This window comes from Pseudomonas reidholzensis (assembly GCF_900536025.1).
GTDB classification, from domain to species: Bacteria; Pseudomonadota; Gammaproteobacteria; order Pseudomonadales; family Pseudomonadaceae; genus Aquipseudomonas; species Aquipseudomonas reidholzensis.
Genome location: NZ_UNOZ01000030.1, coordinates 471721 through 486262 on the forward strand (window position 1 = coordinate 471721; position 14542 = coordinate 486262).

A 14542-nucleotide genomic window follows, 5' to 3' on the forward strand; every position below is an offset into this window, starting at 1 on the left:
GGCTGACTCAGCAGCCTTGTGGGCTTTCGCCGCGCGCCAGACGCGCGTTGATGGCATCGATGACCGGCGGCAGATCGGCCAGGGTGTCGATCAGGTAATGCGGTTGGCTGCCGGCGAACAACCCATCGATGCGCTGACGCTCGGCCTCCAGGCGCTCACTGGGCAGCGCCTGGTACTGCGCCCAGGTAAGGCCCAGAAAGTTGCCGGAGAAGCGCAGCGCCACCGTCCACATCCCGGCAGCACGGCCCTCGAGAATTCCGGGCTCGGTGTCATCGACCTTGACGCAGGCGGCGACGTCGTCGAGCCCCAGCGCAATCACGTTGGCCAGCGCCTGGGCGGGGCTCGGGCGGCCCTTGGGCACCTCATCGGTGGCGACGACATGGTCCGCACGGTAACCCGCCTCAGCCGCCAGTTCGACCACCTGCTGCATGACGACCTTGGGGTAGCCTGAACAGCTGCCGATTTTCAGGCCTCGTTCACGCAGGCTCGCCACCGCCTCCAGGGCACCGGGAATGGGCGCGGAGTGCTCACCGACCTTGGCGATCTGCAGCGGCATGAAGCGCGCGTAGAGGGCCGTCACGTCGGCATCGCTCGGCAGGCGGCCGAAACGCTTGTGGAACCGCTCGGCGACCGCCGGCTGGTCGCACAGGGCACGGATGTGATCCCACTTGCCCATGCCCATGGGGCCGCGGGCCTCAGCGAGGCTGATCTGTACGTCGAACTCGGCGAACGCCTCGACGAAGATGCGGGTCGGGGCGAAGGAGCCGAAATCGACCACGGTGCCCGCCCAGTCGAGGATAACGGCCTGCAGATGATCGGGGTGCTGGTAGCGCATGTAGATGCTCCGGGAGGTCAAAGGCCAGGCGCCGCACGCCAGGCCTGGGAGCGTCGCAGCAAGCCGCGCGAAGCCCAGGCCAGCAGGAGCGATACGCTGGCGGAGGTGAGAAGAATCAAGGTGGACATGGCGGCAGCACCGCCGACGTTGCCGGCATCGTCCATGTTCAGCACGGCGACGGACGCCACCACGCTGTCCGGGCTGTAGAGGAAGATCACCGCCGAGACGGTGGTCATCGCCGAAACGAACAGATAGCGGACGATATCCAGCAGCGCCGGCAGGCAGATCGGCACCGTCACCCGCAGGAAGTGGCGCAGCAGCGGCACCTTCAACGACAGCGCCGCCGACTCGAACTCGCCGTCGAGCTGGCGCAGCGCGGCGGCTGCGGTCATCTGCGCGGTGGTCAGAAAATGCGCCACGGTGCACACCACCATCAGCCCCAGGCTGCCGTAGAGCCCATGCAGCGGATTGGCCGGCAGGTTGAAGAAGAAGACGTACCCCAGCCCGAGCACCAGGCCGGGCACGGCCATGGGGATGAAGCAGAGCAGGCGCAGCACCTGAGTCAGCGGATTTTGCCGGGTCTTTTCCAGCAGATAGCTGCCGGTGAAGATCAGTACGCTGCCGAACAGCGCCGTGGCAGTGGCCAGCAGTAAACTGTTGCGGTAGGCCAGCCAGCCACCCGGCAGGTCGGAAAAGGCGTAATTGTGCAGCGACAACGACAGGTCGTACGGCCAGAACTTGACCAGCGACGAGTACACCGCCATGCCGAACACGCCGAGCAGCACCGTACACACCAGCGCCACCAGCAGCACAAAGGCATTGTCGCGACGCGCGCGGGGCTGGGGGTGATAAACCTGGGCACGACCGCCCATGGCGTCGCGCTGACGGCGGCGCAACCAGAAGTCGACGCTGAAGCTGAACAGCGCCGGCAGCAGCAGGAACAGCCCGATCAGCGCGCCACGGCCAAACTGCTGCTGGCCAAGCACCGCCTTGTAGGCTTCCAGCGCCAGTACCTGATAGTCGCCGCCCACCACCACGGGCACACCGAAATCGGTGATGCACAGGGTGAACACCAGGCAGCCAGCGGCGAACACGCCCTGTCGGCTACCTGGCCAGGTGATGCTGCGAAAGGCACGCCAGGGCGAGGCGCCCAGGCTCGAAGCGGCGTCGAACAGGCGCGCGTCGGCCAGCGCCAGGGCGCTGAGCAAGACCATCAGGGCATGGGGAAAGGTGTAGATCGCCTGGCCCAGCACAATGCCCCAGAAACCGTAGATGCTGCCTGGCATCCAGTCGCGCAGCAGGCCTTGGTTGCCGAACAGGTAGATCAGCGCGATCCCCGGCAGCATCGACGGTGCCAGCAGCGGTAGCAGCGAGATGCCGCGCCATAGGCGCTTGCCCGGCAGGCAGGTACGCAGCAGGCCGTAAGCGAAGCCATAGGCCAGGGGCAACACGATCATCACCACGGCCAGCGCACTGGCCAGACTGTTGCCGAGCAGCCAGCGAAAATTGGCGCTGCCGAACAGTTCTGCGGCCGCAGCCAGGCCACCGCCCTGCGCCGGATCACCCGCCAGCCCGCGCCAGAGCATGGCCAGCAGGGGCAACAGCACGGCCAGCACCAGCAGCGCCAGCAACAGCCACTGCCCGCCCAGCACGAACAGCCGGTCCGCGGTATCCGTTGGGCGCTGCGAAGGTTTCGCTGCACGCCCCGCCGTCACGATCTGCTCCATCAGGCGAACACCTGCAGGCTGCGCGGCGGCAAGGCCACGCGAATCTGCTTGCCGCGCAGCTGCGGCAAGGCTTCAGGGGCCATCTCGGCCAACAGCGCGTGGCCCGGCAGATCGTCGAGCTCGAAACTCAGGCGGCAGCGATTGCCGAGGAAGGTGAGCTCGCGCATACGCGCCGGGAACAGGTTGTCCTGCTCCAGCGCGGGGTTGACCAGGATCGCTTCGGGACGGCAGAACAGGCGCCCGCCCGCACCTTGCGCGGCATCTGCCAGGCGCATGCTCAGGCGGCCGACACGGGCGTGGGCGCCCTCGCGTTCGAACGGCAACCAATTGCCCTGGCCGACGAACTCGGCAACAAACGGCGTCGCCGGTGCGTTGTAGAGGGTCTGCGGGGTGGCGTACTGCTCGATCCGCCCCTGATTCATCACCGCGATGCGGTCGGCCATCAACATGGCCTCTTCCTGATTGTGAGTGACCATCAGGGTGGTGATCCCAAGCTGACGCTGCAGGCTGCGCAGTTCGCCGCACAGGTGCTCGCGTACCTGGGCATCGAGGGCCGACATCGGCTCGTCGAGCAACAACAGCGATGGGCTCGGTGCCAAGGCGCGGGCCAGTGCCACACGCTGTTGCTGGCCGCCGGAGAGCTGTGCCGGGTACTTGTGCCCGCTGCCACCCAGGCTGACCAGTTCGAGCATCTCCTCGACGCGTCGACGCACTTCGTCTCGCCCACGGCCAGACAGGCCATAGGCGATGTTCTGGGAGACCGTCAGGTTGGGAAACAGCGCGTAGGACTGGAACAGGATGCCGTAGTCACGTGCCTGGGGCGGCAGCGCCGAAACGTCTCGCCCGGCGAAGTGCAGGCTGCCCTGCTCCTGACGCTCAAGGCCAGCGATACAGCGCAGCAGCGTGGTCTTGCCGCAGCCGGACGGCCCGAGCAGGCAGACCAGCTCGCCGGCGTTGACATCCAGCGATACGCCATCCAGCCCCTTGAAGGTGTCGAAGCTTTTGTGAATGTCGCGCAGTTGCAAGTCGACGGTAGCCATGCCAAGAACCTCGTTTGGAATCGAACGAGTGTCATGTTGGGGCCGGCTTGCGAAGGCTTTATGGCAGTTGGGCAAAAGCCGCCGATAGTGGTATCAGCGTTTTTGTGAAGACTCGGGCCTGATCAGGCCTCGGTGCATTCCCGCGCGATGGCCAGGAAGGCCGCCGGCAGACGCGCCTTGCGGCGCTCCCTCAGGCAGTAGAGGTACTCGGCAATCAGCGGTGCGCCGTCCAGGGCAATGACGCGCAGCTGCGGATTGTCCGGCACCTCGTGACGGGCAATCACGCTGATACCGATATTGCGCAGCACCGCCTCGCGGATCGACTCGCGGCTACCGATTTCCAGCAACGGCCCCACGGCGACACCGGCCTCACCCAGCATCTGCTCGGTGAGCTGGCGCGTGGTCGAGCCCACTTCGCGCATCAACAGACAGTGCCCGGCCAGCGCCGACGGCGGCAGACGCTTGTGATTGGCCAGCGGATGGCTGCGGTGTACGGCCAGCACCAAGGGATCCTCGCCGAGCAGAAGACGGGTGAAGCGCGAATCCTCTTCGAGTTGCGAGGAGGCGGCCAGATCCACTCGATACTCCTCCAGCGCCTCGATGACCTGCAGTGAATTGCCGATTTCCAAGGTGACCTGGACCTGCGGCTGGCGCTCGCGAAAGCGTCTGACCAGGTCGAGCACGTAATAGGGCGCGGTCGCGGCGATGCGCAGGCTGCCCTGCACCTGGCCGCAATTACGCAGGTGGAACTCGATATCGGCTTCTTGCTGCAGCAGTGCCTGCACCATCGGCAGCAGGCGCGCGCCCTCTTCGCTCAGGGTGAACCGCCGCCCGCCTCGGTAGAACAGCTCGACACCGTACTGCGCCTCCAGATTGCGAATCTGGGTGGTGACCGTGGGCTGGCTGAGGCCGAGTTTCTTCGCCGCATGGGTAATGCTGCCCAGGCGGGCGACCATGTGAAAGGACTTGAGCTCGGCAGAAAGCATGTGGCTTATCCCACCCGCGCAAGCGGGAACAACCGCTTGAAGTTCTCGGTAGTCTGCTCCGCCAACAGTTCATACCCCACCCCGCGTACCGACGCGACGTACTCCGCCACCTCACGCACGTACTGCGGCAGGTTGGGCTTGCCCCGGTACGGAATCGGCGCCAGGTACGGCGCGTCGGTCTCCACCAGCAAGCGATCAGCAGGCACCTGCCGCGCCACCTCACGCAGCGCATCGGCATTGCGGAACGTGACGATCCCGGACAGCGAGATGTAATAGCCCAGGTCCAACGCCGCCCTGGCCATCTCCCAGTCTTCGGTAAAGCAGTGCAGCACGCCCGCCTGCGCCAGGCTCGCTTCACGCAGCAGGGCCAGGGTATCGGCCCGCGCCGCCCGCGTATGCACGATCACCGGCTTGCCGGTCTGCCGCGAAGCCTCCAGGTGCAGCCGGAACGACGCCTGCTGCAACTCGGCCGCCTCCGGCTCGTAGTGATAGTCCAGCCCCGTCTCGCCAATCGCGACCACATGCGGGTGGTTCAGCTCCTGCAGCAGCCACTCCAGCGCGGGCGTCTCCCCCGGCGCCAGGTCGAGCGGGTGGATCCCCACCGAGCAATCCACGTCAACGTACTGCTCGCTCAGTGCCTTGACCGCGCCGGCGTTGTCGGCACTCACGCCAATGCACAGGAAATGCCCCACGCCACGCGCGCGCGCAGCCTGCAGGGCAGCATCGAGCGAGCCCCCGTGGGCGCTGAGGTCAAGACGGTCAAGGTGGCAATGGGAATCTACGAGCATGGGCGCACGACACACGAAAAAGAAACGAAAGAAAAATTACCGCGAGCCCGGCAGCTGTACCCAATGGGCCAGCAAGGCTTCCAGCAGCAACACACGGTTGAGGTTGGCCTTGCCCAGCACCTTCTGGCGCTGTTCGAGGATCCACCCCTGGACCTCCAGGACCTTGCCCTGGCGGCTCTTCTGCGCCAGGTACTGCACGACCTTGCGCATGTCCGTCAAGCCTAACCCGTCCTCGTCCTGGGTCAATTGATAACGCAGGATCAACTGCGACCAATCGAAAAACCAGTCGAACAGCAGCAGCAAGGGCACGCTGTTCCACGACTCGGCCAGCTGGGTGGGTGACTGCTGCTGCTTGAGCAGCTTCTTCACCCCTTCGCTGACCAGCGCACGCTGATCACGCACCCCTTGCGCCTGCAGGCTGAGCGCGCGCAATGGCGAGCCGGCGGCCAGGGTCAGCAGTTCATCGCGCTCGGCCGGGTCAGCCTCGGGCAAGGCGCTGGCCAGCCAGGCCTGGCTCTGGGCCAGGCTCGGCTGCGGGCAGGTGACCTGCTGGCAACGGCTCTTGATGGTCGGCAGCAAGCGGCTCGGCTGATGACTCACCAACAGCAATACGGTGTTGCCAGAAGGCTCTTCAAGGCTCTTGAGCAAGGCGTTCGAGGCATTGATGTTCATCGCCTCGACCGGCTCGATCAGGATCACCTTGCGCCCGCCCAACTGCGCCGTCTGCACAATGAACGAGACCAGGTCACGGACCTGGTCGATCTTGATCGGCTTATCGGCCTCTTCAGGCTCCAGCACGTAGTTGTCCGGGTGGCTGCCGGCCTTGAGCAGCAGGCACGACTTGCACTGCCCGCAGGCATCCAGGCCTTGCGGCTGCTGGCACAGCAAGCGCGCCATCAGGCGCTCGGCCATGGCCCGCTTGCCGATGCCCTGCGGGCCGTGCAGCAGGTAGGCGTGGGCATGCTGGGTGCGCCCGGCAAGCTGCTGCCAGAGCGCCTGCTGCCAGGGGTAGGCTTCAGCCACGGCAGCGGTCCAGGATACCCGGCAGCAGACCGTCGATGGCCCGCTGCACGGCGTCCAGACTTTGCCCGGCATCGACGATGCTGTAGCGCTGCGGCGCGCGCTGGGCGCGCTCGAGGTAGGCGTGGCGCACCGCTTCGAAGAAGGCCTTGCCCTCTTGCTCGAAGCGGTCCAGGCGACCGCGGGCCGCGGCGCGGGCCAGGCCCACTTCGATCGGCAGGTCGAAGACCAGCGTCAGGTCCGGGCGCAGGTCGCCCTGGACGAAGTCTTCAAGGATGGCGATACGCTCCACCGACAGGCCACGACCGCCGCCCTGGTAGGCGTAGGTGGCATCGGTGAAGCGGTCGCAGAGCACCACCGCACCCCGTGCCAGGGCCGGGCGAATGACCCCGGCCAGGTGCTGGGCGCGGGCGGCGAACATCAGCAGCAGCTCGGTGTCGGCCGCCATCTGCTCATCGCTCGGTGTCAGCAGCAGCTCGCGAATCTGCTCGGCCATCGGCGTGCCGCCGGGCTCGCGGGTCAGCACCACGTCCAGGCCGTGCTCGCGCAGGCGCTCGGCGAGGTATTCGCGGTTGGTGCTCTTGCCCGCGCCTTCGGGGCCTTCCAGGGTAATAAACAAGCCGCTCACGGGCAGTCCTTAATGGGGTTGATCAGGCGTCGGCGCAGTGGCCGGCGCGGACTCAGGGGCAGGCGCCTGGCTTTGCGGCGCGAGCTCTGGGCTCGCCGGGGCTTCGGGCTCGCCCGGTGCCTGGCTGCCCTCGGCCGGTGGCTCTTCAACCGCCGGCTGCTCGGCCGCACCCGGTTGCACCTGCGGTGCGGGGCTCGAGCGGTAGTCGGCACGGCGCTTGAGCTGGAACTCGCGCACCGCCGAGTTGTGATCGTCGAGGTCGTCGGAGAACACATGGCTGCCATCGCCGCGGGCGACGAAGTACAGGCTGGTGCCATTGGCGGGGTTCAGCGCGGCATGGATGGCCTCGCGCCCGACCATGGCGATCGGCGTCGGCGGCAGGCCGTTGATGGTGTAGGTGTTGTACGGCGTCGGCTCGCGCAGGTCGGCGCGGGTGATGCGGCCGTTGTAGCGCTCGCCCATGCCGTAGATCACGGTGGGGTCGGTCTGCAGCATCATGCCCAGGCGCAGGCGGCGCACGAAGACCCCGGCGATCTGCCCACGCTCCTGGGCGATACCGGTTTCCTTCTCGACCAGCGAGGCCATGATCAGCGCCTGGTACGGATCGCGGTAGGGCAAGTCGGTAACCCGCTCGGCCCACTCCTTGGCGAGCACCTCTTCAAGGCGCATGTAGGCCTGCTGGAGCAGCTCGACATCGCTCATGCCGCGCACGAAACGGTAGGTGTCCGGGAAGAAACGGCCCTCGGGGAACACCCCAGTGTGGCCGAGCTTGTCCATGACCTCGGTATCGGACAGGCCATCGAGGGTCTGCTTGATCTTTTCATGCTTGGCCACCGCCGCACGCAGCTGGCGGAACGTCCAGCCCTCGACCAGGGTGATGTTGTACTGCACGACATCGCCGCGCTGCCAGGCATCGAACAGCTGCTCCACGGTCATGCCCGGGGTCAGCCGGTACTCACCGGTGTGCAATGGCGTGCCGGCCATATTGAAGCGCCAGTAAAGGCGCAGCCAGAAGGCGTCATCGAGCAACCCCTCGTTCTCCATACGGTAGAACATGCGATTGGGGTTGGTGCCATTGGGCACATCGAGCATGCGCTCCTGTTCGACATGCAGCGGCTGCTCCAGGACCGAATGGACCTTCCAGGCGGACCAGCCCACTGCCAGACCGGCAAGGATCAGGGCCATTTCCAGCAGCAGCAGGAATTTGCGTCTCACGAATCAATTATCCAGTAACGTACGGGCAACGGCCTGCAGTTTACGGGTGAGCGGCCCCGGCGGCCAGTTCAGCGTGTGTGCAGGGCACGCGCGCACCGGCCAAATTCCATACACGCTGTTGCAGACAAAGACTTCGTCGGCCTGCTCCAGGTCTGTCAGGGCCAGGTCTCTGACCTGCACCGTGATCCCCAGCGCCGGCGCCTGCTCGAGCAAGGCGGCGCGCATGACCCCGGCCACACCACAGCGGCTGAGGTCAGCCGTCAGCAACACGCCTTCGCGCACCAGGAACAGGTTGCTGTAGACGCCCTCGATCAGGCGCCCCTGGGTATCGCGCACCAGCCCTTCGGCATGCTCGGCGTCCTGCCACTCGGCACGCGCCAACACTTGCTCGAGGCGGTTGAGGTGTTTGAGCCCGGCCAGCAGCGGTTGTTCCGCAAGACGGGTCTGACAGGCAAACAGGCTGATGCCGTTTTCGCCATTGGCGGCAGGGTAGGCAGGCAATGGGCTGCCTTGCAGGATACGCCGGGGCGCAGCGCCGGCGACCGGCGCGTAGCCGCGCTGACTGTCACCGCGGGTGACGATCAGCTTGGCCACGCCCTCCCCCAGCTGGCTGGCGAAGCGCAGCAGCTCGTCGCGGATCAGCGGCAGGTCGGCATCGATCGCCAGGCGTTGGCAGCCCGACGCCAGGCGCTGCAGATGATGCTCCAGCAGGCTCGGCCTGCCAGCGCGCACGGCGACGGTCTCGAACAGACCATCGCCGTAGGCCAACCCGCGGTTCTGCAGGTTGACTGCAGTCGCTGGCTGGCCATCGATCCAGCGGTGCATCAGTCGGCGAACCGGCGGAACACCAGGGAACCGTTGGTACCGCCAAAGCCGAACGAGTTGGACAACACCACGTCGATCGGCATGCTGCGCGCCTGGTGCGGCACGAAGTCGAGGTCGCAGCCTTCGTCGGGCTCGTCCAGGTTGATGGTCGGCGGCGCCATCTGGCTGTTGATGGCCAGGACGCTGAAGATCGCCTCCACCGCACCGGCCGCACCGAGCAGGTGACCGGTCATGGATTTGGTCGAGCTGACCGCCAGCTTGTAGGCATGCTCGCCGAACACGCGCTTGATCGCCGCCACTTCGGCAATGTCGCCCGCAGGGGTCGAGGTGCCGTGGGCATTGATGTAGCTGACCTGCTCGGGGGCGATGCCGGCATCACGCAGGGCATTGGCCATGCAGCGCGCCGCACCTTCACCGCTGTCCGGTGGCGAGGTCATGTGGTAGGCGTCGCCGCTCATGCCAAAGCCGACCAGCTCGGCATAGATGGTCGCGCCACGCGCCTTGGCGTGCTCGAGTTCTTCGAGCACCAGCGCACCGGCACCATCAGACAGCACGAAGCCGTCACGGCCTTTGTCCCACGGACGGCTGGCACGGGTCGGTTCGTCATTGCGGGTCGACAGCGCCCGCGAGGCACCGAAGCCGCCCATGCCCAGGCCACAGGCGGCCATTTCGGCGCCGCCGGCGATCATCACGTCGGCTTCGCCGTGGACGATGTTGCGCGCGGCCATGCCGATGCAGTGGGTGCCGGTGGTGCACGCCGTGGCGATGGCGTAGTTCGGCCCCTGCAGCCCCAAATGGATCGACAGGAAGCCGGAGATCATGTTGATGATCGAACCCGGCACGAAGAACGGCGAAATGCGCCGCGGGCCCTGCTCGTGCAAGGTCCGGCTGGTTTCTTCGATGTTGGTCAGACCGCCAATGCCCGAACCCATGGCCACGCCGACCCGCTCGCGGTTGGCGTCGGTGATTTCCAGCCCGGCATTGCGCACCGCCTGGAAACCGGCCGCCAGGCCGTACTGAATGAACAGATCAAGCTTGCGGGCTTCCTTGGCCGACAGGTACTGCTCGACCTCGAAGCCTTTCACCGAGCCGCCAAAACGGGTGGAGTAAGCGGTCAGGTCCGTGTGTTCGATCGGACCGATGCCACTGCGGCCAGCCAGAATGCCCTGCCAGGTGCTCGGTACATCGGTACCCAGTGGCGACAGCATACCCATACCGGTGACCACGACGCGTCTACGCGACACAGCACTCTCCTCATTTTCTAGTAACAGAGTCTCTTGCCATTGCGTTCTATTGGGAAAAGGCAATGGCAACAGGCTCATGGGTCTCGGTGGGCGCGCCTCGCAAAGAAAAAACCGCACGCCAGCAAAGGCAGTGCGGTTTTTCCCGACAAGAAGCGTCGACTACTGAGTCTTAAGCCTTGTGGCTGTTGACGTAGTCGATGGCCGCTTGAACGGTAGTGATCTTCTCGGCTTCTTCGTCAGGGATTTCGGTCTCGAATTCCTCTTCCAGAGCCATCACCAGCTCAACGGTGTCAAGCGAATCGGCACCCAGGTCATCGACGAAGGACTTCTCGTTGGTCACTTCCTCTTCCTTGACGCCCAGTTGCTCGGCGACGATTTTCTTGACGCGTTCTTCGATGGTGCTCATACCTAGTTTTCACTCCTAATGGACATATGTCAGGCAGCTGGCCGGTGACCAAGTTTATAGGAAGACGCCTGCTTTTCAAGCGTAATGCGCCCGCCGCTCAGTCACTCAACCCTCTGTCCGGAATCTGGTTGCAGCTTTATAACGGATTTTAAGCTCGGAGTATGACTCTTTTTTGAAGCAATCCGTCACATTGAGTTGCAGTGTTACATGTACATCCCGCCGTTCACCGGCACGGTAGCGCCAGTGACATAGGCAGCGCCGTCGGATGCCAGGAAGGCCACCACTTTGGCGATTTCATCGGCCTGGCCCAGGCGGCCCAGCGGAATCTGGGTTTGCAGCGCTTCACGCTGTGCTTCTGGCAGCTCGCGGGTCATATCGGTGTCGATAAAGCCCGGGGTTACCGAGTTGACGGTGATGTTGCGCGAACCCACTTCACGCGCCAGGGCGCGGCTGAAGCCTTCCAGGCCGGCCTTGGCGGCGGCGTAGTTTACCTGACCGACGTTGCCCATGGCACCTACAACCGAGCCGATGCTGATGATACGACCCCAACGTGCCTTGGTCATGCCGCGCAGCACGCCCTTGGACAGGCGGTACAGGCTGTTGAGGTTGGTGTCGACCACGTCGAACCACTCGTCGTCTTTCATCCGCAGCATCAGGTTGTCGCGGGTGATGCCGGCGTTGTTGACCAGAATGGCGGTCGCGCCGAACTGCTCCTGGATGGCAGCCAGCACCGAGGTGACCGACGCTTCGCTGGTCACGTTGAGCTCCATGCCGGTACCAGCGATGCCGTGCTCTTTCAGGGTGGCGGCGATGCGCTCTGCGCCCGAAGCCGAGGTGGCGGTACCGATCACGGTCGCGCCCTGGCGGCCCAGCTCGAGGGCGATGGCCTGGCCGATGCCACGGCTGGCGCCGGTGACCAGTGCAACTTTACCTTGCAGGCTCATGCAAGCTTCTCCAAATTCAGGCCAGCGCCGCACGGGTGGCGGCGACGGCGTCAGGGGTATTGAGGTTGTAGGTGGTCACGCCGTCGGCGCAACGCTTGTTCAGACCAGCCAGGACCTTGCCCGGGCCGCACTCGACCAGGTTGACCGCGCCATTGGCGGCCAGGGTCTGCACGCATTCTACCCAACGCACAGGCTTGTACAGCTGCTCGAGCAGGTCGCGCTTGAGCGCGTCGAGGTCGCCGGCGATGGCCGCGTTGACGTTCTGCACCACCGGGATCTGCGGCGCCTTCCAGTCGATGGCGTTGACCGCCTCGGCGAAACGCTCGGCAGCCGGCTTCATCAGCGCGCAGTGCGACGGCACGCTGACCGCCAACGGCAAGGCGCGCTTGGCGCCCTTGGCCTTGCACAGCTCGATGGCGCGGTCGACCGCCGCCTTGTTGCCGGCGATCACCACCTGGCCCGGGGAGTTGAAGTTGACCGCGCTGACCACTTGGTCCTCGGCCGCTTCGGCGCAGATCTCGACCACCACCGCGTCGTCCAGGCCGAGGATGGCCGCCATGCCGCCGTGACCGGCCGGTACGGCTTCCTGCATCAGCTGGCCGCGGCGCTCTACCAGACGCACAGCGTCTTTGAGGCTGAGGCTGCCGGCAGCGACCAGTGCGCTGTATTCGCCCAGGCTGTGACCGGCAACGAAGGCCGGCTGTGCGCCGCCCTGCGCCAGCCACAGGCGCCACAACGCGATGGACGCGGTGAGGATCGCCGGCTGGGTCTTGTCGGTTTGATTGAGTTGTTCTTCCGGACCTTGCTGAACCAGCGCCCACAGGTCATAGCCCAGAGCCTCGGAAGCTTCCTTGAAGGTCTCGATGACCACCGGCTCTGCAGCGCCGAGTTCGGCGAGCATGCCCAGCGACTGGGAACCTTGACCGGGAAAGACGAATGCGAGGGATGCAGACATAGAACAAGCCCTTATGATCTTGTCGTCGGAGAGGCGCGTCGAGCCATTGGCTGAACGCGAGAACTGAAGACTTGGATGAAAACGAAAACCAAGCGGTCACATTTAACCACTTCACGGCCATTATGCCTAAGGGAGCAGGTCTTCGAGGCGACCATGCAGGCGCTCCGGGAGGTTTTCCTGGATTTCGATCAGCGCGCGCTGGATGGCGCTCTGAAAGCCCTCGACCCCGGCCGCGCCATGGCTCTTGATGACGATACCCTGCAACCCGAGGAAGCTCGCGCCGTTGTGACGGGCAGGCGCCAGGTCGGCCTGCAGGCGCTTGAGCAGCGGCATCGCCATGGCGCCGACGGCACGCGACAGCAGGCCGCCCTTGAACAGCGCCTCGATGCGCGCACTGATCATGGTCGCCAGGCCTTCGCTGGACTTGAGCAGGATATTGCCGACAAAACCGTCGCACACCACCACGTCCGCCTCGCCCCGATACAGGCCGTCGCCTTCGACGAAGCCGATGTAGTTGAGGCCGCGGGCGTTCTGCAGCAGCGTGGCGGCCAGCTTGACCTGCTGATTGCCCTTGATGTCTTCGGTGCCGATATTGAGCAGCGCCACGCGCGGGCGATTGACGCCCAGCGCCTGCGCGGCGACCGAGCCCATCACGGCGAACTGGTAGAGGTTGTCGGCACTGCAATCGACATTGGCGCCCAGGTCGAGCAACTGACAGAACCCCGACTGGGTCGGAATCGCCGCCACCATCGCCGGCCGGTCGATACCCGGCAGGGTCTTCAGGACAAAGCGCGACAGGGCCATCAGGGCACCGGTGTTACCGGCACTCACGCAGGCCTGGGCCTTGCCATCACGGACCAGTTCGAGGGCGATGCGCATCGACGAGTCGGGCTTGCCGCGCAACGCCTGAGAGGGTCGCTCGTCCATGCCCACCACTTCACTGGCCGGCACAATCTGCAGGCGCGCGCGATCGGCGGCCGACAGGCCACTGACGAGATCTTCAAGAAGGGAGGGTTGACCGACGAGGGTCAGGTGCAGCGAGGGAGTAGCCGAGAGGCAAGCGATACTTGCCTGGACAATGCTGCGGGGACCGAAGTCCCCGCCCATTGCGTCGATCGCGATGATCTGAGCGGACAAGATTTACTCGTCAGCGCCCTTGTCGATCACTTTACGACCACGGTATACGCCTTCTGGCGAAACGTGGTGGCGCAGGTGAATTTCACCGGTGCTTTTTTCTACCGACAGCGCGTTTTCCGACAGAGCGTCGTGCGAACGGCGCATGTCACGGGCAGAGCGGGATTTTTTGTTCTGCTGAACAGCCATAATTGATTAACTCCTAAACGTTTGGGTCACGCTTTAACTGCGCCAAGACACTGAACGGGTTGGACCGCGTTACCTCGTCCTTGCTCGATTCGGGCTCATCGGCGCCCGCCGGCTGCTGGCATTCTTCCGGATGATGAGCAGGCACGATGGGCAAGGCGAGCAAAAGCTCCTCCTCGATCAGCGCCTGCAGATCCAAAGGATCTTCGCCCAGTTCCAGCACGTCATAGCCTTTCGGCAACGACTGGGTATTCGCACCCTCCTTCACCACAGCGTAGGAACACTCGCTATGGATCGGTAGGGTGACCAGCTCAAGACAACGCTGGCAAACCATTTTGACCTCGACGTCGAGTTCACTGTGGATAACCACAGCGTGCTGTTCGTCTCGTTCAAAATCGAACTTCGCCTGCACCGTACCGACATTGTCGGAAAGCGGGTCGCAGAGTCTTTCCAAATCAGCGAGTTGCAGCGAACCTTGAAGGGTTACGCCACGATCGGCTAATTTGCGCGGGTCAACGTGAGGTGGAATCGGGTCATTCAACATAGGGGCAGCATTCTAGGGATGCCCCCCATCCCTGTCAAAGGAAATTAGGCGGCATCTGACATGTT

General features: G+C 64.8%; 16 protein-coding genes. All 16 read right to left on the reverse strand.

Annotated features, from left to right (window positions below):
• Nucleotides 1-7 precede the first annotated feature (7 nt).
• Nucleotides 8-835 carry a phosphonoacetaldehyde hydrolase gene (phnX, locus tag CCOS865_RS21720; protein ID WP_119144665.1) on the reverse strand — a complete coding sequence of 276 codons (828 nt, stop codon included), beginning with the start codon at nucleotides 833-835 and terminating at the stop codon, nucleotides 8-10.
• Nucleotides 836-852: 17 nt separating this feature from the next.
• The gene (locus CCOS865_RS21725; RefSeq protein WP_119144667.1) at nucleotides 853-2562 is read right to left on the reverse strand and encodes a putative 2-aminoethylphosphonate ABC transporter permease subunit; all 1710 of its coding nucleotides are present in this window, start codon (nucleotides 2560-2562) and stop codon (nucleotides 853-855) included.
• Nucleotides 2562-3602 carry a putative 2-aminoethylphosphonate ABC transporter ATP-binding protein gene (locus tag CCOS865_RS21730; RefSeq protein WP_119144669.1) on the reverse strand — a complete coding sequence of 347 codons (1041 nt, stop codon included), beginning with the start codon at nucleotides 3600-3602 and terminating at the stop codon, nucleotides 2562-2564. The genes CCOS865_RS21725 and CCOS865_RS21730 overlap by 1 nt, the downstream gene beginning before the upstream one ends.
• 122 nt (nucleotides 3603-3724) lie before the next feature.
• Entirely contained in the window at nucleotides 3725-4588 is an 864-nt protein-coding gene (locus tag CCOS865_RS21735) for a LysR family transcriptional regulator (RefSeq protein WP_119144671.1), read from the reverse strand.
• Nucleotides 4589-4593: 5 nt separating this feature from the next.
• Nucleotides 4594-5376, reverse strand: coding sequence for a TatD family hydrolase (locus CCOS865_RS21740; protein WP_119144673.1), 783 nt, complete (start codon nucleotides 5374-5376; stop codon nucleotides 4594-4596).
• Between the two features lie 36 nt (nucleotides 5377-5412).
• Entirely contained in the window at nucleotides 5413-6399 is a 987-nt protein-coding gene (locus CCOS865_RS21745; protein WP_119144675.1) for a DNA polymerase III subunit delta', read from the reverse strand.
• A complete protein-coding gene (tmk, locus tag CCOS865_RS21750) occupies nucleotides 6392-7024 on the reverse strand; it encodes a dTMP kinase (RefSeq protein ID WP_119144677.1) in 633 nt (210 codons plus the stop codon). Before tmk ends, CCOS865_RS21745 begins: the two co-directional genes overlap by 8 nt.
• A gap of 9 nt (nucleotides 7025-7033) precedes the next feature.
• Nucleotides 7034-8239, reverse strand: coding sequence for an endolytic transglycosylase MltG (gene mltG / locus CCOS865_RS21755; protein WP_119144679.1), 1206 nt, complete (start codon nucleotides 8237-8239; stop codon nucleotides 7034-7036).
• Between the two features lie 3 nt (nucleotides 8240-8242).
• Nucleotides 8243-9064: an aminodeoxychorismate lyase gene (pabC, locus tag CCOS865_RS21760; protein ID WP_119144681.1), complete on the reverse strand. Its 822-nt coding sequence runs from the start codon at nucleotides 9062-9064 to the stop codon at nucleotides 8243-8245.
• On the reverse strand, nucleotides 9064-10308 hold the full coding sequence (gene fabF, locus CCOS865_RS21765; RefSeq protein WP_119144683.1) for a beta-ketoacyl-ACP synthase II: 1245 nt from the start codon (nucleotides 10306-10308) through the stop codon (nucleotides 9064-9066). Before fabF ends, pabC begins: the two co-directional genes overlap by 1 nt.
• A gap of 169 nt (nucleotides 10309-10477) precedes the next feature.
• A complete protein-coding gene (acpP, locus tag CCOS865_RS21770) occupies nucleotides 10478-10714 on the reverse strand; it encodes an acyl carrier protein (RefSeq protein ID WP_008096410.1) in 237 nt (78 codons plus the stop codon).
• Between the two features lie 203 nt (nucleotides 10715-10917).
• Complete coding sequence (fabG, locus tag CCOS865_RS21775) at nucleotides 10918-11658, reverse strand: 3-oxoacyl-ACP reductase FabG (RefSeq protein ID WP_119144685.1); 741 nt, start codon at nucleotides 11656-11658, stop codon at nucleotides 10918-10920.
• A gap of 16 nt (nucleotides 11659-11674) precedes the next feature.
• Nucleotides 11675-12613, reverse strand: coding sequence for an ACP S-malonyltransferase (gene fabD / locus CCOS865_RS21780; RefSeq protein WP_119144687.1), 939 nt, complete (start codon nucleotides 12611-12613; stop codon nucleotides 11675-11677).
• Nucleotides 12614-12739: 126 nt separating this feature from the next.
• Nucleotides 12740-13750 (reverse strand): phosphate acyltransferase PlsX, encoded by a 1011-nt coding sequence (gene plsX / locus CCOS865_RS21785; RefSeq protein ID WP_119144689.1) that lies wholly within the window; start codon nucleotides 13748-13750, stop codon nucleotides 12740-12742.
• A 3-nt stretch (nucleotides 13751-13753) separates the two neighbouring features.
• Nucleotides 13754-13936 carry a 50S ribosomal protein L32 gene (rpmF, locus tag CCOS865_RS21790; RefSeq protein WP_119144691.1) on the reverse strand — a complete coding sequence of 61 codons (183 nt, stop codon included), beginning with the start codon at nucleotides 13934-13936 and terminating at the stop codon, nucleotides 13754-13756.
• Between the two features lie 13 nt (nucleotides 13937-13949).
• Nucleotides 13950-14477 carry a YceD family protein gene (locus CCOS865_RS21795; RefSeq protein ID WP_119144693.1) on the reverse strand — a complete coding sequence of 176 codons (528 nt, stop codon included), beginning with the start codon at nucleotides 14475-14477 and terminating at the stop codon, nucleotides 13950-13952.
• Nucleotides 14478-14542 lie beyond the last annotated feature (65 nt).